General features: G+C 71.2%; 15 protein-coding genes. 9 read left to right on the top strand and 6 right to left on the bottom strand.

The annotated features are described in order from the left end of the window. Positions 1-63: 63 nt before the first annotated feature. Positions 64-3693: a bifunctional glycosyltransferase/CDP-glycerol:glycerophosphate glycerophosphotransferase gene (locus tag OKJ99_RS12860; RefSeq protein WP_326016176.1), complete on the top strand. Its 3630-nt coding sequence runs from the start codon at positions 64-66 to the stop codon at positions 3691-3693. Between the two features lie 30 nt (positions 3694-3723). Continuing rightward, complete coding sequence (locus OKJ99_RS12855) at positions 3724-4866, top strand: hypothetical protein (protein WP_326016175.1); 1143 nt, start codon at positions 3724-3726, stop codon at positions 4864-4866. Here OKJ99_RS12855 and OKJ99_RS12850 read toward each other — a convergent pair. The 3 genes from OKJ99_RS12850 to OKJ99_RS12840 all read right to left on the bottom strand — a co-directional run bounded on the left by OKJ99_RS12850 (position 4832) and on the right by OKJ99_RS12840 (position 7686). Next, the gene (locus OKJ99_RS12850) at positions 4832-5482 is read right to left on the bottom strand and encodes a Pr6Pr family membrane protein (RefSeq protein ID WP_326016174.1); all 651 of its coding nucleotides are present in this window, start codon (positions 5480-5482) and stop codon (positions 4832-4834) included. The two genes, OKJ99_RS12855 and OKJ99_RS12850, sit on opposite strands and share 35 nt — an antisense overlap. A gap of 187 nt (positions 5483-5669) precedes the next feature. Continuing rightward, positions 5670-6755, bottom strand: a complete 1086-nt coding sequence (locus OKJ99_RS12845) for a LacI family DNA-binding transcriptional regulator (protein WP_326016173.1) — start codon at positions 6753-6755, stop codon at positions 5670-5672. Positions 6756-6882: 127 nt separating this feature from the next. After that, the gene (locus tag OKJ99_RS12840) at positions 6883-7686 is read right to left on the bottom strand and encodes a nucleotidyltransferase domain-containing protein (RefSeq protein ID WP_326016172.1); all 804 of its coding nucleotides are present in this window, start codon (positions 7684-7686) and stop codon (positions 6883-6885) included. A gap of 295 nt (positions 7687-7981) precedes the next feature. Between OKJ99_RS12840 and OKJ99_RS12835 the strand changes: the two genes are divergently transcribed. The 5 genes from OKJ99_RS12835 to OKJ99_RS12815 are packed head-to-tail and all read left to right on the top strand — an operon-like array spanning position 7982 to position 15091. Next, positions 7982-9223: an extracellular solute-binding protein gene (locus tag OKJ99_RS12835; protein ID WP_326016171.1), complete on the top strand. Its 1242-nt coding sequence runs from the start codon at positions 7982-7984 to the stop codon at positions 9221-9223. A 4-nt stretch (positions 9224-9227) separates the two neighbouring features. Further along, a complete protein-coding gene (locus OKJ99_RS12830) occupies positions 9228-10226 on the top strand; it encodes a carbohydrate ABC transporter permease (protein ID WP_326016170.1) in 999 nt (332 codons plus the stop codon). Then, positions 10223-11086, top strand: a complete 864-nt coding sequence (locus OKJ99_RS12825; protein ID WP_326016169.1) for a carbohydrate ABC transporter permease — start codon at positions 10223-10225, stop codon at positions 11084-11086. Before OKJ99_RS12830 ends, OKJ99_RS12825 begins: the two co-directional genes overlap by 4 nt. Further along, positions 11083-12507, top strand: a complete 1425-nt coding sequence (locus OKJ99_RS12820) for a sulfatase family protein (RefSeq protein ID WP_326016168.1) — start codon at positions 11083-11085, stop codon at positions 12505-12507. Before OKJ99_RS12825 ends, OKJ99_RS12820 begins: the two co-directional genes overlap by 4 nt. Positions 12508-12544: 37 nt before the next feature. Further along, positions 12545-15091, top strand: coding sequence for a beta-galactosidase (locus tag OKJ99_RS12815; RefSeq protein ID WP_326016167.1), 2547 nt, complete (start codon positions 12545-12547; stop codon positions 15089-15091). On the opposite strand, the gene OKJ99_RS12810 is transcribed toward OKJ99_RS12815, so the two are convergent. Beyond that, a complete protein-coding gene (locus OKJ99_RS12810) occupies positions 15072-15494 on the bottom strand; it encodes a nuclear transport factor 2 family protein (protein WP_326016166.1) in 423 nt (140 codons plus the stop codon). The genes OKJ99_RS12815 and OKJ99_RS12810 overlap by 20 nt on opposite strands. A 122-nt stretch (positions 15495-15616) precedes the next feature. On the opposite strand from OKJ99_RS12810, the gene OKJ99_RS12805 reads away from it, so the two are divergent. After that, entirely contained in the window at positions 15617-16282 is a 666-nt protein-coding gene (locus OKJ99_RS12805; protein ID WP_326016165.1) for a TetR family transcriptional regulator, read from the top strand. A gap of 12 nt (positions 16283-16294) precedes the next feature. Here the strand turns inward: OKJ99_RS12805 and OKJ99_RS12800 are convergent, their stop codons facing one another. Both OKJ99_RS12800 and OKJ99_RS12795 read right to left on the bottom strand, forming a co-directional pair. Next, positions 16295-17899 (bottom strand): alpha-amylase family glycosyl hydrolase, encoded by a 1605-nt coding sequence (locus OKJ99_RS12800; RefSeq protein WP_326016243.1) that lies wholly within the window; start codon positions 17897-17899, stop codon positions 16295-16297. Positions 17900-17982: 83 nt separating this feature from the next. After that, a complete protein-coding gene (locus OKJ99_RS12795; RefSeq protein ID WP_326016164.1) occupies positions 17983-18795 on the bottom strand; it encodes an endonuclease/exonuclease/phosphatase family protein in 813 nt (270 codons plus the stop codon). Positions 18796-18972: 177 nt separating this feature from the next. On the opposite strand from OKJ99_RS12795, the gene OKJ99_RS12790 reads away from it, so the two are divergent. Beyond that, complete coding sequence (locus tag OKJ99_RS12790; protein WP_326016242.1) at positions 18973-21075, top strand: glycoside hydrolase family 3 N-terminal domain-containing protein; 2103 nt, start codon at positions 18973-18975, stop codon at positions 21073-21075. The last annotated feature ends 67 nt before the right edge of the window (positions 21076-21142 follow it).

Here is a 21142-nt window from a genome sequence, read left to right as displayed (position 1 = left end):
AATGGCTGGTCGTAGAGCTTCGGCTCCTGCCCGCGACCGGCATCCGTCGAACCCGGAGAGACCATGAGCGAGGCCGCCCCGCGACTCAGTGTCGTCGTACCGTTCCAGAACGTGGACACCTATCTGGAGGAGTGCCTGCGGTCGATCTCGCTCCAGACCTTCACGGACTTCGAGGTCGTCCTCGTCGACGACGGCTCCACCGACGCGTCCGCCGAGCTCGCCGCCAGGCACTGCGCCGCCGACCCGCGCTTCCGCCTCCTCCGGCAGGACCCGCACGGCCCCGGCCACGCCCGCAACACCGGCCTGCGGGCCATCCACCCGGACGCCGAGTACCTCGCCTTCGTGGACGGCGACGACGTCATCCCGGACTACGCCTACGAGCTGCTGATCGGCACGCTCGCGAAGAGCGGCTCCGACTTCGTCTCCGGCAACGTGCGCATGATGAACTCCCGCACCTCGTGGCCCTCCTCCCTGCACCACAAGCACCTGGCCCGGGACCGGCGCCGCACCCACATCACCCGCCACCGCGACCTGGTCTTCGACCGCACGGTGTGGAACAAGGTGTTCCGCCGCTCCTTCTGGGACCGCACCGGCATCACGTACCCCGAGGGCGTGCTCTACGAGGACGTGTGGGTCAACCTCGTCGCCCACTACAGCGCCGAGCGCGTCGACGTCGTCGGCACACCCGTCTACTACTGGCGGCGCAGGGACCGGGGCGCCGCCCCCTCGATCACCCAGACCAACGAGGCCCTCGACAACATCCGCGACCGCATCACCGCCGTCAGCGACCTGAGCCGGTACCTCGCCGGGCGGGCCCGGGAGTCCGCGGCGTACGTCGAGGAGAAGCGGCACTACGACCGGTCCTGCCTCGAGTCCGACCTCATGATCCACCTCAACGCGCTGCCGGACGCCGACGACGAGGCCCGCGCCTACTTCATGCGGCACGCGGCCGCGTTCGTCGCCGCGGCGGCCGAGGGCATCGTCGAGGAGCTCGGCGCCGTCGACCGCGTGAAGTGGAGCCTGGTGCGCGCGGGCAAGCTGGACGAGCTGCTGTCCGTTCTCCAATTCGAGCGCGGCAACCGCGGCTCGCTGCCCGTGCGCCGCCGACTGCGCCGCCACCTCGCCTACCCGCACCTGGGCGACCGCGGCACCGGCGTGCCCAAGAGCGCCTACCGGATGGGCCCCGAGTTCACCCTGCGCGGCTCCCTGGTCAGCGCCGAGTGGGAGGACGGCAAGCTGCGGCTCGCCGGCCGCGCCTACATCCGCAACCTCGACGTCAGCAAGCGCCGGAACTCGCTCAAGGCGGTCGCGCTGCGGCACAAGAAGCAGGGCCGATTCCTCGCGCTGCCCGCGCGGACCACCTACGCGCCGGAGGCCACCGAGCACTCGGGCCAGCAGCGCTACTCCTACGACTGGTCCGGGTTCGAGGCCACCATCGACCCCGAGCGCCTCAAGCACAAGGGCCAATGGGTCGAGGGCACGTGGGACGTCGCGGTCGGCGCGCTGAGCCGCGGCCTGTTCCGCTACAAGTCGCTCATCGCCGGTGACGCGGGCACCGCCTCCCACCCGCGGGACTTCTACGTCGACAACAACGTCCGCGTCGTCCCGCTCTTCGTGGGCGGCGCCCTCAAGCTCCGCGTGGAGATCGTCCGCGCGCGCGTCACCGGGCACCGGGTCAGCGGCGAACACCTGGAACTGCGGGGTGTGCTCCTCGCGCCCGAGACGCCGGAGACCGCCACGCTGCGGGTGCGCGCGCTGACGGGGGCCGCCGAGCACGACGCGCCGGTCGCGTTCAAGGACGGCGGGGCGGGCTGGTGCACGTTCCGTACGCGGATCCCGCTGGACGCACTCGCGCCGGCCGCCGGCGACGCCACCCCCGAGGTGTGGGGCATGGGCAGCAACGGCTGGAAGACCTCGCTGCACCTACCGGGCCGCACACGTCCGCTGTACCCGGTCGTCGCCCCCGACACCGCCGACGGCGTCCACCCGCTGCCCGACCGGGTGGCGGCGGACCGCGAGATCGTCGTCCTCCGCAACGCCCCCGGCTACCTCGTCCTCTTCGTCCGCGACGCACTGCCGGTCGCCGACCGCTGCACCTGGGCCGACGACGGCAGCCTGACCGTCGAGGGTGCCTTCCCCGGCCAGGAGCAGTTGCCGGCCGATGAGCGCGCGGCCCTGCGCCTCGTCGTGCGTTCCCGGGCCAAGGGCGAGGAGTGGGGCTTCCCCGTGGAGTGTGTGGCCGGTCGCTTCCGGTTCACGCTGGACCCCTCGCGCATCGAGGGACTGAACGGCGCGGTGCCGCTCGCGGCCGGCCGCTGGGACTTCGCGTTCCGCGTGCCGGGCCGCACCCGTGACCTCGTGCTCAAGGCCCGCCGTGACCTCATCGCCGCGCTGCCCACCGAACGAACCACGGCCGGGCGCCGCTTCGAGGTGCAGGCCCAGCAGCACGACCGGTTCACCCTTCGCTCCCACTCCGGCATCCCGCCCGCCGCCCGCGGACCGTACGCACAGCGGCAGTTGCGCACCCGCCACTACCCGGACCTCCGCAAGCGACCGGTGCGCCCCGCGGTCCTCTTCGACAGCTTCCGCGGCACGCAGATCGCCGACAGCCCGCGCGCCGTCTTCGACGAACTGGTGCGCCGCGCCACCGATCTGGACCTCCTGTGGGTCGTCCGCGACGACCAGGTCGAGGTCCCCGAGGGCGCCCGCGCCGTCCGCATGTGGTCGCCCGAGTGGTACGAGGCCCTGGCCCGCTCCCAGTACCTCGTCTACAACAACCACCTCCCGGCCTGGTTCCGCCGCCGCGAGGGCCAGACGGTCGTCCAGACCTGGCACGGCACCCCGCTGAAGAAGATCGGACACGACATCGAGGCGGTGCACTTCTCCGACAGGAACTACCTGGACCGCCTCTCCACCGAGGTCGGCCAGTGGGACATGCTCGTTTCACCGAACTCGTTCAGCACCCCGATCCTGCGCCGCGCCTTCGGCTTCGAGGGCGAGATGCTGGAGACCGGATACCCCCGCAACGACGTGCACCACCACACGGAAGGGGAGCGGGCCGGGCGCGCCGCGGTCGTCCGGGAGCGGATCGGGCTGCCCGAGGGCAAGAAGGTCGTCCTGTACGCGCCGACCTGGCGCGACGACCAGTACCACGCGGCGGGCCAGTACACGCTCGACTTCCGCGTCGACCTCGACGACGCCCGGGCCCGACTCGGCGACGACCACGTCCTGTTGGTGCGCCGCCACCCCAATGTCGTGGACCCGGTGCCGGGAGCGGGCGACGGATTCGTCTTCGACGTCTCCACGTACAACGACATGGCCGACCTGATGCTCGTCACCGACGTCCTGGTGACCGACTACTCGTCCCTCATGTTCGACTTCGCCAACACCGGCCGGCCGATGCTCTTCTTCACGTACGACCTCGACCACTACCGCGACACCCTGCGCGGCTTCTACTTCGACTTCGAGCGCTCCGCCCCCGGCCCGCTGCTGCGCACCTCGCGCGAACTCGTCGACGCCGTACGGGACATCGACGCGCTCAGCGGCACGTACGCCCTCAAGTACCGCCGCTTCAGGGAGCGGTACTGCGATCTGGAGGACGGTTCGGCGTCGGCCCGCGTCGTCGACCGGATGCTCGGCGCGCCGAAACTCCCGGCCCTGCCCTCCCGCACCCGCTTCCGCCGCGCGGCCTGACCCATCAACGAGCAGAGGAACGACTCCCGCATGTCCCGCACCTCCGCGGCCCACGGCCGCCGCATGTTCACCGGCACCGACACGAGCGGCGCCGCCCCCGTCGACTACCGCTTCTTCCACGCCCGGGGCGGCAACCGGCGCCTGGTCGTCGTCTTCGCCAACTTCCAGGCCCCCGACGAGTACGGCTGGTCCACCGGCGTCCTGGACACCCTGCGCGCCAACGTCCTGTGGATCCGCGACAGCTTCGACGGCCACAACAGCTACTACTTGTGCCAGGAAGGGGACTTCGGCATCGAGGACTCCGTCGCCGCACTGATCGACCGCTTCGTTACCGCACTCGACCTGACCCGCGAGGACTGTGTCCTGCTGGGCACGTCGAAGGGCGGCAGCGCGGCCCTGTACTTCGGCCTCAAGTACGGCTACCGCAACATCGTGTCGGTCGTACCGCAGTTCAGGATCGGTTCCTACGTCGAGAACCTCCACCCGCGCACCGCAGCCCACATGCTGGGCCGGGACGCGACCGACGCCGATGTGCGCGCGCTCGACGAGGCGCTGCCGGCCCTGGTGCGCGAGAGCGCGCACCGTGACGCCAACATCTACCTGATCTCCGCGGTCGACGATCCCCAGTACACGACCGAGATCGAGCCGCACCTGACCCTGTTCGCGGGCTACGACAACTTCAACTTCATCCTGACCGACTCCCCGCACGCCCCCGCCCACGACCGCGTGGCCCGCCGCAACGTGCCGGTCGTCATGGCCCTGGTCAACCTCCTGATCGACGGCATCGCACCCCGCATCGGCTTCGCGCGCAACGGCTACGAGGACCCCGACACCCGCCGCCCCGCCGTCGACGCCCACCTCAGGGCCACGGCCGCGCCCGGCACCTGGGTCGAGGCCCCGCAGGTCACGGCGCCCGAGGCGGGCCACGAACCGGTGCGCTTCGCGGGCGTGGCGGCCGGCGCCGCGCAGGTCCAACTCTGGGAGAACGCCCGGTTCCTGGGCAGGGCCCAGGTCGCGGAGGACGGCGCCTGGTCCTGGACGCCCCGCGCCCCGATGGCCCGCGGCGAACACGTCGTCAAGGTCCTGGCCCTGAACGCGCACGGCGCCGACTCGGAGCGCACGGTGGTGCGCTGCCGCGTCAGAAACGATCGGGAAGTGGCAGCGGCCGCTTGAGCCGGCGCCCCAGCCGCCGGTCGATCCACGCGAACAGCCAGGCCAGCACGCCCGCGACCACGAGCACCCCGACGATGTTCCGCAGCGCGAGACCGTACCCGCGCGCGTGCACGTCGAGGAACGGATACGGGTACCAGTCCGTGACCGCGCCGTGCACGAGCGTGTACGCGATCCACAGCGCGGGCCACACGAACGCCCACCCCACGGTCACGCCGTCGATCCGCCCGCGCGGCCCGAACAGCAGCCAGCCGACGAGCGTCATCGGCGGTGCGACGTAGTGCAGCCCCACGGTGATCCACAGTGAGACGCCTTCGAGGTGGATCTGCGGCGCGAGGACGATCGCGAACACCAGGCCGGTGATCGTGATGCCGAGCAGCGCGTCCAGCCGCAGCACCCGCCACCCGGAGCCGTCCCGGCCGGGACGCAGCGCCAGGGACACGGCGCAGGCCAGGACGAGGATGTTGCTCTGGATCGTGAAGTAACTGAGCATGCGCACCAGCCGGGTCACCGCGCCGGCCTGGTCCCCCGTGGTGTCCCCGGCCCCGGCGGCGGACCCACCGCTGAACACGAGCACGAGCTGCGTGACGAGCGCCGCCGCGATGACGACGGCCAACACGCCGTGCCACAGCCTGGAGAGGCCGGGGGTTCGGTCAACGGCTGCTGTGGGCGCGGGTCCTGTGATGGTGATGACGGACTCCTCGATCTGCGACGTTGTGCGTGTTTCATCGAGTATGACCGATATGGGGATGGCGGTGAGGGCGGGGTGCGCGGGACGTCGCGTGCGTCGCCCTCGGGGTCGGCCCTCAGCAGCCGCAACTCGCCCTGCGCACCACCGAAACCGGCAGCGTCAGCGACTCGGGTTCCTTGTTCTCCTGGCCGTTCAGGCGCCGCACCAGCAGCTCCACCGCCTCCTCGCCCATGCGGCGCATCGGCTGGCGGACCGTGGTGAGCGCGGGGCGCACCATGCGGCTGAGCGGGATGCCGTCGAAGCCGGTGACGGTCACGTCCTGCGGCACGCGCAGGCCGCGCCCTTCCAGGGTGTGCAGGGCGCCGACCGCCATCTGGTCGTTGGCGAAGAGCAGCGCCTCGGGGTGCTCGCCGGGGCCGTCGAGCAGGGTGGCGGCGGCCCGCGCGCCCTCTGCCTGCGTCATCATGCCGACGCGCACGTCGGGTGCGTCGGCCACCGCGATCCCGGCGGCGCGACAGGCCTCGGTGTGGCCGCGGAAGCGGGCTTCCACGTCAGGGGAGTCCTCCGCCGAACCCACGTAGGCCAGGCGGCGCAGGCCGTGGTCCTCGATGAGGTGGCGGGTCAACTCGCGCTGGCCGTCGGCGTTCGCGACCTGGATGTGGTCGAGCCGCACCGGGCGGTCGAGCTCGCCGGGTTCGCGCGGGCCCGCCAGCATCACGACGGGGCGGCGGCGCGAGATGACCTCCAGCTCCTCCGTCGGGACGGTGCGGGCGAGCACCGCGAAACCGTCGACGCGCCCCGCCACCTTCGCGACCAGCGTCTCAGGGCCGCTCTTCAGCGAGGCCGCGATCAGCAGCGCGTAGCCGTGCCGGCGCGCGGCGCGCTCCATGCCGCGGATGATCTGGTCGGAGTAGAGCATCGCCGCGTTGTCGTCCGGCTCGTCGCCGACCCCGGCCTCCGCCTCCGACTCGGCGTCCGGATCCGAGTAGTCGGGAAAGCACAGGCCGAGCACGCCGGTCGAACGGCTCGCCAGACCCCGGGCGTTACCACTCGGGACGTAGCCGAGCTCGCGGGCGGCGGCGAGCACCTTCTCGCGGGTCTGCGCGCGCACCGAGTCGGGGTTGCGGTAGACCCGCGACACGGTGGCGATCGAGACACCGGAGCGCTCGGCGACGTCGTACACCGTGGGGGTGGTGGTCATCTGGGCGGCCCCCGAGTCTGCTGCGGGGGCGCCGTGGCCCTCCGACGGATGAAAGCGCATTCACCATAGGCGGGCGGCTGTGCGGGGGGCAAGGTCGGCGGAGTTCGCAGGCCAGGGAGGCAAGTGATCAGTCGCGGCGGTACCCGGCCCAGCACGGCCCACCCGCCGCATCCAGGACCTCCCGCACCACGTCGGCGAAGCGCCCCACGACGGCATCGGCGGCTTCGGTGTCTCCGGCGGCTTTGGTGTCTCCGGCGTCTCCGGTGGCATTGGTGTCTCCGGTGTGTCCGGCAGCTTTGGTGTCTCCGGTGTCCGCCACGCCGGACATGGCCGCCGCCGCGCCGGCCGTCAGCCGCCGGTGCAGCTGCGGGTCCGCGTCCGCGAGCCGACGCGAGAGCCACTTGCCGCCGCCGAGCCAGTGCCCGCCCGCGAGCAGCGCGAGTTCCGAGGCGCGGCCCAGCAAGTGCGCGACCAGGTAGGCGCGTTCCAAGGGGTCGGCGCAGCCTTCGAGGTCGTCGAGGGTGTCGGTGAGGGCGTACCGCCTGTCCTCCAGTTCGCTCTCCGGGACCGGCGGAGGACCGGCCGCCCACCGCCGCCGGGCCTCCGCGCGCAGCGCCGCGCCGATCCCGTCCGCGTCGGACAGCAGCAGGCCCTCGGCGCACATGGCCAGGAGCGGGGACCTGCGGTTCGCGATGTCCTGCTCGACGAAGCGGTGCCAGTCGGCCTCGGTCTGCACGAAGAGTTCCACCGGCCATCCCTCGTGCAGGAGGCTCTCGCGGTAGGGCGCGGGCGGGCCGGAGAGCAAAACCACGATGTCCAAGTCGGAGCGCGGCGTGCGACGTTCGGTCAGGACGCTGCCCGCCAGGAAGGCGGCGCGGGCGTCGGGGAAGCGGTCGCGTACCAGTTGCTCGGCGGTGCTCACGTGGTCCATGGCGGCAGTGTGCCGCCGAAGGGAGGTACCGGGCACCTGGATTTCTTCGTGTGAGGTCCCGGGCACCCGGGACCTCACACGTGCCGCGCACACCCTTCCGACTGCCCTCTCGATGCCGCCAGTTCAGCAGGTTTACCCAAGCGTTACCTCTGTGGCTCTTGAGCTGACCCGAACCGTGCGTCAGGGTCGTGCCTGCATCGTTGTGTAAGCGCATACAGGCAGCGCATACAACGGCTGTTGCCGCTTGCTCGCCGCAGCCCGAGCACCAGCGCGTATTGCGCGTCTAGGAGGAGCCATGTCACGCACCACCCTGTCCACCGGTCTGGCCCTGACCCTCGTGTCGGCCATCGCCCTGACCGGGTGCGGAAGCGGAGGTGGCGAGGAGGTCGCGGCCGACGCCAAGCAGACGCTGACCGTGTGGGCCATGGGGGAGGAGGGCGCGCGACTGAAGCCCGTGGCCGCGGAGTTCACCAAGGAACACCCCAATATCAAGGTGAAGATCACCCCGGTCGGCTGGGACGTCGTGCACCAGAAGCTGGTGTCCTCCCTGGCGGGCAAGAAGCTCCCGGACATGGCGCAGATGGGCTCGACGATGATGGGTGAGTTCATCGCGCTCGACGCCCTCGAACCGGTCGACACCAAGGCCTTCAAGCGCTCCGACTTCTTCCCCGCCACCTGGGACAGCAACGTCAGGGACGGCACGGCCTACGGCGTCCCCTGGTACGCCGACGTGCGCGCGCTGTACTACCGCACCGACCTCGCCAAGAAGGCCGGTGTCACCAAGGCCCCGACGACGTGGGCCGACCAGCAGGCCCTCGCCACCGCGTACAAGAAGCACGGCGCGGAGTACGGCACCCAGTTGCAGCCCGGCGCCACCGGCGCCTGGCAGGGCTGGCTCCAGTACCTGTACTCGACCGGCGGTGAGCTGCTGGGCAAGGACGGCAAGCCCGCGCTCGACTCGCCGCAGGCCGTCAAGGCCTTCAAGGCGTGGGGGAGTTACTTCGACAAGGGGCTCGCCAAGAAGAACTTCACGCCCGGCGAGGACGCCGCCAAGGACTTCTCCAACGGCAAGCGGCCGATGTTCCAGTCCGGCCCCTGGATGGTGCAGAACATCAACGACCAGCACCCGGAGCTGAAGGGCAAGTGGGCCGTCGCGCCCGTGCCCGGCGACAAGTCGTCCACCTCCTGGGTCGGCGGCTCCTCCCTGGTCACCTTCAAGGACAGCGCGCACAAGGCGGCCGCCGAGGAGTTCACCAAGTACCTGGCCACGCCGAAGGTGCAGGCCCACTGGTACGAGGTGGACAAGACGCTGCCCGCCGCGAAGGCCGCCTGGGACCAGCCCGCGATGAAGAACGGCGACAGCTCGCTGCCCGTCTTCGAGAAGGCGCTCGGCTCGGCCGAGGCCGTCCCGCCGGTGGAGAAGTGGAACGAGTTCGCCGTGCAGATCGAGAGCGCCCTGGAGAAGATCGCCCGCGGCGCCGACGCGAGCGCCACCGCGAAGCAGCTCCAGAAGTCCGCCGCGGGACTGGTGGGCTGACACCATGAGCTCCACCACCGCGGCCACCGGCGCCGAAGGCCGCGTGCGCAAGGACCCGGAAGGGGCGGGACGTACCGACGACGTCCCGCCCCGCCCGGGGGGCAACGGTCTGCGCAAGGACCGGCTCGCACGCCACAACCTCGCCGGCTGGCTGTTCTCCACGCCGTTCCTTGCCGTGTTCCTCACCTTCATGGCGTTCCCGATCATCGCCACGCTGCTGATGAGCTTCACCGACTTCGGCCTGCGCAACGTCACCGACCCGCTGTCCGCACAGTTCGTCGGCCTGGACAACTACACGAAGCTGTTCCAGGACGAGAAGTTCGTCCGCGCCCTGCTCAACACCCTGTACTTCGTGGTCCTCGGAGTGCCGCTCACCATCGGCTCGGGCCTCGTGACCGCCGTCCTCCTCAACTCGGGCATCGACCGCTTCCGCACCTTCTTCCGCGTCGGTTTCTACGCCCCCGTGGTCACGGCCATCGTCGCGGTCGCCGTCATCTGGCGCTTCGTCCTCGACCCCAGCGAGGGCCTGATCGCCGGGGTCGGCCACCAACTCGGCTTCTCCACCCCGGACTTCCTCGGCTCCGAGACGCTCGCGATGCCGTCCCTGATCGTGATGGCGGTCTGGCGGAACATGGGCACGGCCATGGTGCTGTTCCTCGCGGGCCTCCAGGCCATCCCGACCGAGGTGCGGGAGGCGGCCCGGATCGACGGCGCGAACGCCTTCCAGGAGCTCCGCAAGATCACGGTGCCGCTGCTGCGGCCGACGATGCTGTACGTCGCCGTGATGACCACCATCGGCTTCCTCAACGTCTTCGAGGAGCCGTTCGTGATGACACAGGGCGGCCCGAACGAGGCCACCATGACGCTGTCGCTCGACATGTACCGCGAGGGCTTCGACTTCTTCCACATGGGCTACGCGAGCGCGATGGCGTACGTCCTGTTCGTGATCGTCCTCGCCGTCACCTCGCTCCAGCTCCGCCTGCTGAAGGACAAGACCTCATGAGCGCCACCACGACCGACACCAGGGTCCGCGGCGGCAGGCCCCGACTCTCGCGCGCGGCCGTCTACGTGCTCCTGAGCGTCGGCCTGCTCGTGATGGTCGCGCCGTTCCTGTGGATGGCGCTGTCCTCCTTCAAGACCCCGCGCGAGCTGGGCGCCAGCCCGCCCGTGTGGATCCCCACCGAGTGGACGCTCGCCAACTTCGGCAAGCTCGCGGACCTGATGGACGTCGGGCAGGCGTTCTTCAACTCGGCCCTCGTCGCCGTCTTCGTCACCGCCTGCAACCTGCTGTTCTGCTCGATGCTCGGCTACGCGCTCGCCAAGCTGAACTTCATGGGCAAGCGGCCGGTGTTCGCCATGGTGCTCGGCGCGCTGATGGTGCCGGACAACCTCATGCTGCTGCCGAAGTTCGTGATGATGAGCGGCATGGACCTCGTCGACAGCTACGCGGCGCTGATCCTGCCGTTCGCCGCCGGCGCCTTCGGTGTCTTCCTGATGCGCCAGTTCATCCAGGCCGTGCCCGACGAACTCCTCGAAGCGGCCCGGATGGACGGCGCCCGCGAGTGGTACATCTTCTGGCGCATCGTGCTTCCGCTGGTCAAGCCCGCCCTGGCGACGCTGACGATCTTTACGTTCCTGGGGTCGTGGAACAACTTCCTGTGGCCGCTCGTCGTCACCAACGACCCGTCGAAGTACACACTGCCCGTCGCCCTCGCCACGTTCGCCACCGACCCGACGCAGGCCGACGGCTCCAACGGCGTGCTGATGGCGGGCGCCTTCCTGGTCGTCCTGCCGGTGCTGCTCGTCTTCGTCGTGCTCCAGCGCTTCTTCACGCAGGGCATCGCCACGGCGGGCCTCAAGTGAGGCCGCGTACCGGGGGCGGCCGCCGACCGAACCTCGTCCTCTTCATGACCGACGACCACGCGGTCCCGGCCATCGGCGCGTACGGCAGCGTCATCAACACCACCCCGGCCGTCGACCGGCTCGCCGCCGAGGGCATGCGGTTCGACAACGCCTTCTGCACCAACTCGATCTGCTCCCCGGCCCGCGCGAGCCTGCTCACCGGCACGTACAGCCACATCAACGGCATGACGACGCTGGAGCAGGCAGGCCAGAAGTTCGACTCCGCGCAGCCGTCCTTCCCCGCGATGCTGCGGGCCGCCGGCTACCAGACGGCCATCATCGGCAAGTGGCACCTCGGGCACGGCCCCAAGAGCGACCCGGTCGGCTTCGACCACTGGGAGATCCTCCCGGAGCACGGCGTCTACCACGACCCGACGTTCGTGACCCGCGACGGGGAGCGCCAGTACCCCGGCTACGTCACCGACATCATCACCGACCTGGCCCTGAACTGGCTCGACCGCCGCGACCCCGACAAAGCGTTCGCCCTGCTCATCCAGCACAAGGCACCGCACCGCCCGTTCGAACCGGCGGAGCGCCACCGCCACCTGTACGAGCACCAGGACATCCCGGCCCCCGCCACGCTCCACGACGACTACAGCCATCGCTCCACGGCCGCCGTCGAGGCGCAGATGCGGATGAGCGACCTCCAGGACAGCGACCTCAAGGCGCCGGTCCCCGAGGGGCTTTCGGAGCGCGAGGAGCGGGAGTGGCGCTACCAGCGGTACATCAAGGAGTACCTGCGGGTCATCGCCGCGCTCGACGAGAACGTGGGCCGCGTCCTGCACCACCTCGACGTGACGGGCGACGCCGCGGACACCGCCGTCGTCTACACCTCCGACCACGGCTTCTACCTCGGTGAACACGGCTGGTTCGACAAGCGGTTCATGTACGACCCCTCGCTGCGGATCCCGCTGGTGGTGCGCTGGCCCGGCGTCGTGGAGCCGGGGTCGGCCTGCGACGAACTGGTCGTGAACGTCGACTACGCGCAGACCGTCCTCGACCTGGCGGGCGCGGAGCCCCACCCGCGCATGCAGGGCCGCAGCCTGCTCCCGCTCCTGCGCGGCGAACACCCGGAGGACTGGCGGCAGGCCGTCTACTACCGCTACTTCGAACACCTCGACGTCTGCCACAACGTCCAGGCCAGCTACGGCATCCGCACCCACACCCACAAGCTGATCCACTACCCGGGCCACGGCTCGGGCCAGGTCGGCGCGAAGGCCGAGCGGCGCACACCCGAGTGGGAGCTGTTCGACCTGGTCCGCGACCCGGACGAACTGCACAACCGCTATGACGACCCGGCGTACGCGGACGTCGTGGCGGAGCTGACGGACGAGCTCACCCGGCTCCAACTGCATTACCAGGACACGCCCGAGCATCTGTGACGGGCGCCGATCCCTTCCTCTTCGCACAGGAGTGTTCATGCCGTCTGCCCTGCCCGCGCCCACGGAGACCACCGGCACCCGCCGCCGCACCGTGCTCGCCGGGATGACCGCCGCCCCGGCCGCCCTCGCCACGGGTGTCGGCACGTCCCCCGCGGCGGCCGCCACGCCCTCGAAGGACGCGAACACCGACGCCGCCGTCACCTTCCGCGACAAGCAGCTGTGGATCGACGGCGAGCCCACCGTGGTGATGGCCGGGGAGATCCACTACTTCCGCCTCAAGCGCGCGGACTGGCAGTCCCGCCTGGACCGCGCGAAGGAGGCCGGGCTCGACACCATCGCCACGTACATCCCGTGGATGTGGCACGAGACCGGCGACGGCAGCCTCGACGTCACCGGACGCACGCGCCCCGAGCGCGACCTCGGAGCCTTCCTCGACCTGTGCCGCGACAACGGCTTCAAGGTGATCGCCCGGCCCGGCCCCTTCACCATGGCCGAGCTGAAGGGCGAGGGCGTGCCCGAGCGGGTCCGCAAGGACCACCCCGCGATCGTCGGCGCGGGCTGGGACGACGCGAAGGCCACCACCGCCGCCCTCGACTACCTGGCACCGGCCTACCTCAAGGAGGTCGAGCGCTGGTACGCCGCCGTCATGCCGGTGCTCGCCAAGCGCCTGCACCGCAAGGGCAAGCCCGGCGTCATCGCCTGCCAACTCGACAACGAGATCGGCATGTTGGCGTGGGTGAGCAACGGCCCGAACCTCACCCCGGGCGCCCTGGCCGACTTCAACGACTGGCTCGACACGACGTACGGCGCCGATCTCGGCGACCGCTACCCCTTCGCGGGCGACCCCGCCGACGCGCGCGACAAGGCGATCCGCTCCCCCAAGAACGCGTACGCCGCCGCCCTCATGCACGACCTCGGAAGGTTCATGCGCGGACGGTTCGCCCGCTACGTGGACGAGTTGAAGAGCTACGCGCACGACGGCGGAGTCCGCGGCATCCCCTTCCTCATCAACATCCACGGCACCGGCGGCGGCACCGCCGAGAACTTCCCCATCGGCATCAGCCAGCTCATGGAGACGTACGCGGGCAAGCCCGGAATGATCGCCGGCTCCGACTTCTACCTCGGCGACCTCGACCTCCACAACGTCACCGACCTCTACCTGATCAACGCCTTCATGGACGCGGTCGGCGACGACCAACAACCGCTGTCCGCCCTGGAGTTCGACGCCGGGCACGCCGACTACGGCAACAGCCTCTCGGCCCAGACCGACGCCGAGAGCACCTGGCTCAAGACCCGCCTCTGCCTCGCCCAGGGCAACAAGCTGCTCAACTACTACCTGTTCGCGGGCGGGTTCAACCCCAAGCTCGACAAGCCGACGGGCGACGGCAACGACCGCATCGGCATCACCGGCGAACGCCACGGCTTCGCCGCGCCCGTCGACCCCGAGGGCCGGCGCGGCGTCAGCTTCGAGCCGACCCGCCGCAGCGCCCGCTCGGTCCGCGCACTCGCCCCACTCCTCGCGACGGCCCGCCCCGAGTACGACGCCGTGGCACTGGCCTTCGTACCCGACCACTACCTGACCGAGTACCACCCGCCGAGGCGCGACTCCGTCGACGCGGTCCTCGCCGACGTCCAGAGCACCCGCGGCTACGGCCCCGGCGGTGCGCTGGCCCGTGGCATGCTCCTCGGCGGCTTCCGCTACCGCAGCGTCGACCTGCAGGCCCGCGACGTCGACCCGAAGGATGTGCCGGTCCTCGCGCTCGCCACGGGCGAGTACCTCCCCGCCGCCCTGCAAGAGCGCCTCGTGCGCTACCTGGAGGCGGGCGGAAAGCTCGTCCTCTCCGGGAAGGTGCCCGGCAAGGACATGGCGGGCGAGCCCTGCACCCACCTCCAGGACGCGCTCGGCCTGAAGCCCGAGAAGACGATGACCGACGCCAACCAATTCTGGCTGTCCGTGTCCGCGCACGGCTGGGCCGATGGCATCGCCGAAATCCGGGTGAGCGCGGCCCAGTTGAGCACGCCGAGCCGAGGCACGACGATCCTGCGCGAGCTCACCACCGGCAAGGGCGGCGGTTTCGACATCCCCGTCGGCAAGGGGCGCGCCGTGGTCGTCGCCACGGACTACCGCTGCGACCTCGACTTCTGGATGGGCGCCTTCCGTGAACTCGGCGCGGCACCCGCCGTGCGGCACTCCGCCACCCGCCCCGGTGTCTTCCTGCTCACCACGCGCGACACCGACGGTGGCCGCCTGCTGCACGCCTTCAACGTCACCTCCGGATACGCGGAAGACGTCGCCGTCACCGAGAAGGGCAAGGCCCTCTTCGGCGGGGAACGCCTCCACCTCCCCGGCCGCAGTTCGGCGATCCTCCCGCTCGGTGTGACGGCGGGCGGGCTGCGCATCGCCTACGCGACCGCCGAGATCACGGGTGTCGGCGACGGCCGGGTCACCTTCCGTACGCTCGGCGACGAGGCCGTGGTCGCCGTGGACGGCCCGGCCCACTGCGAGGGTGCCAAGTCCTCGTCGGAGGGCGGGCGGACGGTGCTGCGGGTGAAGCGGGGGGAGTTCACGGTGCGGAAGGGCTGAGGTCCTCCTCGGCGTCGGGCGCGGGAAGCATGCGGGTGAGTTGGTGTGCGCGGTGCATGCGTCCGTCGTCCGTGAAGTCCGCGAAGAGATGGACGTCGGTGGCGGTGGGGCCGCCCTTCCGGCCGGTGGCGTGGATGGTGAGGCGGGCGGCTATGTGCGTGCCCTCGGCGAAGGCTTCGTGAACCTCGAAGCGCCACCCCGTCACGTTCCTCGCGACCGGCCGCAAGTGATCGCGCAGGCGCTTGTGGTCGAGTCGGATTCCGTCACTGAACTGCACGATGTCCGGGGTGAAGTGGCGCTCCATCACCTCGTCGGGCGAGTCGCCCCGAACGGTCGAGGAGGTGAGGGAATCGAAGAAGGCGGCGATGAACGTCGCGGCATCGGTGTCGGCAAAAGGCGGCATGGCTCCCCGTTGATTCTCGGTTCGGACGCCGGCGCGGCGAGTCGGCGAGCCTTGGTCGGCTACGATCTCTTACAGGTCTGTAAGATATCCCCGATCCGGTAATTTTGACAAGGGTGTAAGAGATGGTTGTCCCCGAGGAACGTCAGCCGCGCCGCCGGGCGGATGCCGAGCGCAGCAGGGCCCAGGTGCTCGACGCCGCGGCCCGCCTGCTCCGGCAGCGCCCCGACGCGGGGATGGCGGCCATCGCGCAAGCCGCCGGGGTCACCCGGCAGACGGTCTACGCCCACTTCTCCTCGCGCGAAGGCATGGTCCGGGCCGCGCTCGACCGGATGACGGCGGAGTCCGTCACCGCGCTCGAAGGCGCGATGCTCGACGAGGGGACGGCCACGGCCGCGCTGCTGAGGTTCCTCGACGCGGCGTGGCGGTCCTTCGAGGACAATGCCCCGCTCCTCCAGGCCTCCGCCGTCCCGTCACCGGAGCCAGGAGACCGGGCCGAGCGGGACCGCGAAGAGGACCAGGGCCGCGAAGTGGACCGGGGCGGGGAGGAGGACCGGGACCGTGAACTGCATGAACCCGTCACCGAACGGCTCACCAGGCTCGTCGAACGGGGCCGGCGGGCCGGTGAGTTCACCTCGGACCTCCCGCCGCACTGGCTGGTCTCCTCGATGGTCGCGCTCGGCCACGCCGCGGGCGATGAGGCGACCTCCGGGCGCATGACGCACGCCGATGCCGAGGCCGCCCTCCGCCTCAGCATCCTGCGCCTCTTCGGGGCCCCGCCCGCGTCGTAGGAGCGGCCCGGCTCAGACCTCGAAGATCCCGAAGCCGAACCCGGCCGCCCGCACCCTTCCGCCGGTCACCTCGACCCCCTGCGCGAGCAGCGGCGTCGCGGCCCGGTCCGCGTACTCGGGCGGCAGGTCGAACGAGGCGTCGGCCCGGCCCGGGTTGACGATCACCAGATGGTGCTCACCCCGTACGTACACCAGCGGGTACCCGTCGTGCAGTACGCGGGCCGTGCCCTGCGAGCCCAACTCCGGACGCGACGTCCGCAGTTCGATCAGGCGCCGGACCAGGTTCAGGAGCGATTCGGGGTCGGCCCGCTGGTCGGCGACGTTCGGCCGGGCAGGGTTCGGGTCGAGCGGCAGGTACAGCTTGTCGGCGGGCGCCGTGGAGAAGCCCGCGTTCACGGTGGCGTCCCACTGCATCGGGGTACGCGAACCGGCGCGGTTGTAGCGCGGGCCGAGCCTGCTGCCCTCGTGGTCGGGCAGACCGGGGACGTAGCGCATCCCGATCTCGTCGCCGTAGTAGATCGCCGGCAGCGTCGGCCAGGTGAGTTGGAAGGCGAACGCGGCGGGCAGTTGCTCCGCGGTGCGCGGGCCGCAGCACAGCCGGGAGAAGTCGTGGTTGGCGGTGGGCAGGCAGGCGAATCCGGCGTCGCCGATGGTGTCGGTGGTCGAGCGCCAGATGTCGAGGAACGTACGCGGGGAGCCCTGCGCCTCCGCCCCGAAGTACGGCTCCAGGGGCTCCCAGGGCTCGCTCACCGTGCCCTCGAAGTTGTTCCAGAGGGAGCGCAGGGCGATGCCGTCTTGGACGGGGCCGAACTGCAGGAAGAAGTCACCGTGGAAACCGGCGGGCACCGAAGTCGCAGGGTCGCCCCACTCGGAGAGCAGCGCGGCGTGCGGGTGCGTGGTGTCCAGCCAGCCGCGCAGCTCCCGCCACAGCGCCGATGTCGCCGACTGGTCGGGGTCGTCCTTGACCAGCGACGCCGCCATGTCGACGCGGAAGCCCGACAGGCCGAGCGACAGCCAGTGGTCCATCACGTCGCGCAGTGCCTGCCGGTTGGCGCGCGGGCCCTCGGCGTCCACCGGGAGGCGCCACGGCTCGGCCGGATCCCGGCGTGCGTAGCCGAAGTTGAGGGCGGGCTGCGACTCGAAGAAGTTCGGCAGGTAGAAGCCGGGGCGGCTGCCGGGGGAGGCGACGAAGCCGTCGGGGAGGGTGGCCGGGTCCTCGGGGTTCGCCCAGATGTAGCGCTGGTCGGCGGGGTCGTTCGCGGACGCCGTGAACCACGGGTGCGCGTCGGAGGTGTGCCCGGCCACGAGGTCGAGCAGCACCCGGATGCCCCGGCCGCGGGCGGCCTCGACGAGGCGGGCGAGGTCGTCGTTGGTGCCGTAGCGGGGCGCGACGGAGAAGTAGTCGCTGACGTCGTATCCGGCGTCGAGGAACGGGGACGCGAAACAGGGGTTGAGCCACACGGTGTTCACACCGAGCCACGACAGATGGTCGAGTCGGGCCTCGATCCCGGCGAAGTCGCCGATGCCGTCCCCGTCGGAGTCGGCGAAGCTCTGCGGATAGATCTGGTAGAGCACGGCGTCGGCGAGCCACTCGGTGGCGGGGCGTCGGTCGGGCAGCGACACGGTGAACGTCCTTCGGGTGCGGGTGCGGGTGCGGGTGCGGAAGCGGGTGCGGGTGCGGATGGAGACGGGCGCTCGGGTCAGGGGCGGGACACGCGCGGGAGCCGGACCTCCGCGCGCACCGGTAGGTGGTCCGTCGGACGCAGGCCGTCCCGCGTGAACTCGTCGAGCACGACCTCGCGTACGCGCGTGCCCGGCGAGACCAGGATCCAGTCGATGCGCTCGCCGTCCGGCTCCGGCGGGCCGTAGTCGTGGAAGGTGCCAAGGGCGGGCCCGCGCCGCTCGGCCGCGTCCCACGCGTCCACCAGGTCCGCCGCGTCGAGCAGCGCCGCGTGCACCTCGCCTCCCGCGGCGGTGTTGAAGTCGCCGGTCACGATGCGGGGGATGCCGGGGGCGAGGGCGTGCAGCCGGTCGGCGAGGAGGTGGGCGGCGCGGGTACGCGCGTGCGCGCTCGCGTGGTCGAAGTGTGTGTTCGCGGCGAGGAGTTCGCTGCCGGTCGTGAGGTCGCGCAGCCGCAGCCACGTCACCATGCGCGGGCAGCCCCCGCCCCAGGTCTCCGAGCCCGCCACGTGAGGTGTGTCGGAGAGCCAGAAGTGGCCGTGCTCCAGGGCCTCGAAGCGCTCGCGGTCGTAGCCGACGGCCATGAACTCGCCCCGGTCGCCGCCCTCCCGGCCCTGACCCACCCATGCGTAGCGCTCGCGCCCGAGGTCGTCGGCGAGCTCGCTCAGCGGCTCCCGCAGACCCTCCTGCGTACCGAGCAGATGGGGCCGCGCGCCACGCAGCAGCTCCGCGACGAGCGGGCGGCGCTCGCGCCACGGGTGGGGTGAACCGGGCCAGTCCACATGCAGGTTGAGCGACATGACCCGGAGCGGGCCAGTCTCGTCCTCCGTCATGGGAAACCTCCGGGAGGCCCGGTGGGGGCCTTGTCGCCACCAATTGAATGCGCTTACATTCATGCCGCGCGAGAACGTTAACTTCGCGGACATCGAAACGGCAACAGGCAGAGAAGGCTCCGAGGTCACCCCGTGCTGCGAGCGTACGAACCACAAGTCAAGGAACTGCTGGACCGGATGACGGTCCAGGAGAAACTGGGGCAGCTCCAGCAGCTGACGTGGACCGGAGAGACAGGACCAGGAGGCGGGCAGACCGCCGAGACGGAGGACGCCGCGCGGGCGGGCCGGCTCGGCTCCGTCCTGAACATCCACGGCGCGGCGCACACCAACGCGCTGCAGCGCATCGCCGTCGAGGACTCCAGGCTCGGCATCCCGCTCCTCTTCGGCCTCGACGTGATCCACGGCTTCTGGACCACGTTCCCGATCCCGCTCGCCCAGGCCGCCGCCTTCGACCCCGAGGTGTCCCGGAGCGACGCCGAGGTGGCGAACGCCGAGACCCGGACGAACGGGGTGCGCTGGACGTTCGCCCCGATGATGGACGTGACGCACGAGCCGCGCTGGGGCCGGATCGCCGAGGGCTCCGGCGAGGACCCGTACCTCAACGCGGCCTACGCCGTCGCCAAGATCCGGGCCCACCAGGGCGCGGCCGACGGCAGCGAACTCGCGCACGACGACCGGCTCGCCGCCTGCGCCAAGCACTTCGTCGCGTACGGGGGAGCGGAGGGCGGCCGCGACTACAACACGGTCGACATGTCCGAACAGCGGCTGCGCAACCACTACTTGCCGCCGTTCAAGGCCGCGATCGACGCGGGCGCGGCCACCGTGATGGCCGCGTTCAACACGGTCGGTGGCGTCCCCGCGCACGGCAACGCGCACACCATGCAGGCGATCCTCAAGGACGAGTGGGACTTCGACGGCTTCGTCGTCAGCGACTACACGGGCGTCCAGGAGCTGATCGCGCACGGCTTCGCGGAGGACGGCGCCGACGCGGCCGCCCTCGCCTTCACCGCGGGGATGGACATGGAGATGGTCTCCACGAACATCACCGAACACGGCGAGAGCCTGGTCGAGTCGGGCGCGCTGCCGCTCGACCGCCTCGACGACGCCGTCGCCCGCGTCCTGCGCCTGAAGTTCGCGCTCGGCCTGTTCGAGACCCCGTACTGCGACGAGTCCGCCGAGATCACCGAACCGAGTCCCGCCGCCCGCGCGGCCGCCCGTGCGGCGGCCGCGCGCTGCATGGTGTTGCTCAAGAACGAGGCGTCGGCGCTGCCGCTCGCGCCGGACCTTGCCTCGGTCGCCGTGGTCGGCCCCTTCGCCGACTCGACCGACCTGCACGGCACATGGGCGGGCCCCGGCTGCCGCCGCTTCCCGTCGGTCAGCGTCGTGGAGGCGGTGCGCGAGGCGGCCCCGTCGGCGACGGTCACGCACGCGGGCACGGACCCGTCGCAGGCGGCCGACGCGGCACGCGCGGCGGACGTCACCGTGGTCGTCGTGGGGGAGGACCCGGCACTCAGCGGCGAGGCCGCGGCGCGCGCCGACATCGCGCTGCCCGCGGGCCAGGAGGAGCTGATCGCCGCGGTCGCCGCGACCGGCAGGCCGTACGTGGTGGTGCTGGTCAACGGCAGGCCACTCGTCCTCGGTGACTGGTACGACGCGGCGCCCGCCGTCCTGGAGGCCTGGCACGGCGGCATCGAGGCGGGCAGCGCGGTCGCCGACGCCCTGTTCGGTGCGGTGAACCCGGGCGGCAAGCTGCCGGTGACGTTCCCGCGCGCGGTGGGCCAGATCCCCGTCTACTACAACCACGAGAGCACGGGCCGCCCCTACGACCCGGACGAGAAGTACACCTCCAAATACCTCGACCTGGAGGACGGCCCGCGCCTCCCGTTCGGCCACGGACTGAGCTACACGACCTTCACGACGTCGGAGCCGACGCCGACCCGCGAGTCGATCACCCGGGACGAACTGGCCGCCGGCGCCACCGTCGAGGTCACCGTCACGGTCACCAACACCGGCCACCGCACCGGCGACGAGACCGTCCAGCTCTACGTCCACGACGTGGCGGCCAGCATCGCCCAGCCCGTCCGCAAGCTCCGCGGCTTCCGACGCGTCACTCTCGCCCCCGGCGCCACCACCACGGTCACCTTCCCCCTCGGCGAGGAGGACCTGGGCTTCTGGACCAACGACCCGGCGGGCACCTTCCGCGTCGAGCGGGGCCGCTTCGACGTGTACGCGGGGACGAGCTCGACGGCGCCCGCGTACGGGACGCTGCGCGTGCTGTGACCTGGAGTGCGCCCGGCTCCGGCTCGCGGGGCCGGGCGCCGCTGCCTGCCGCGGGCCGGTGCGCCCG

Source organism: Streptomyces endophyticus, assembly GCF_035798155.1.
Lineage (GTDB): Bacteria > Actinomycetota > Actinomycetes > Streptomycetales > Streptomycetaceae > Streptomyces > Streptomyces endophyticus.
Note: the sequence above shows the minus strand (reverse complement) of the source record. Positions and strands in the feature narration are given on the sequence as shown.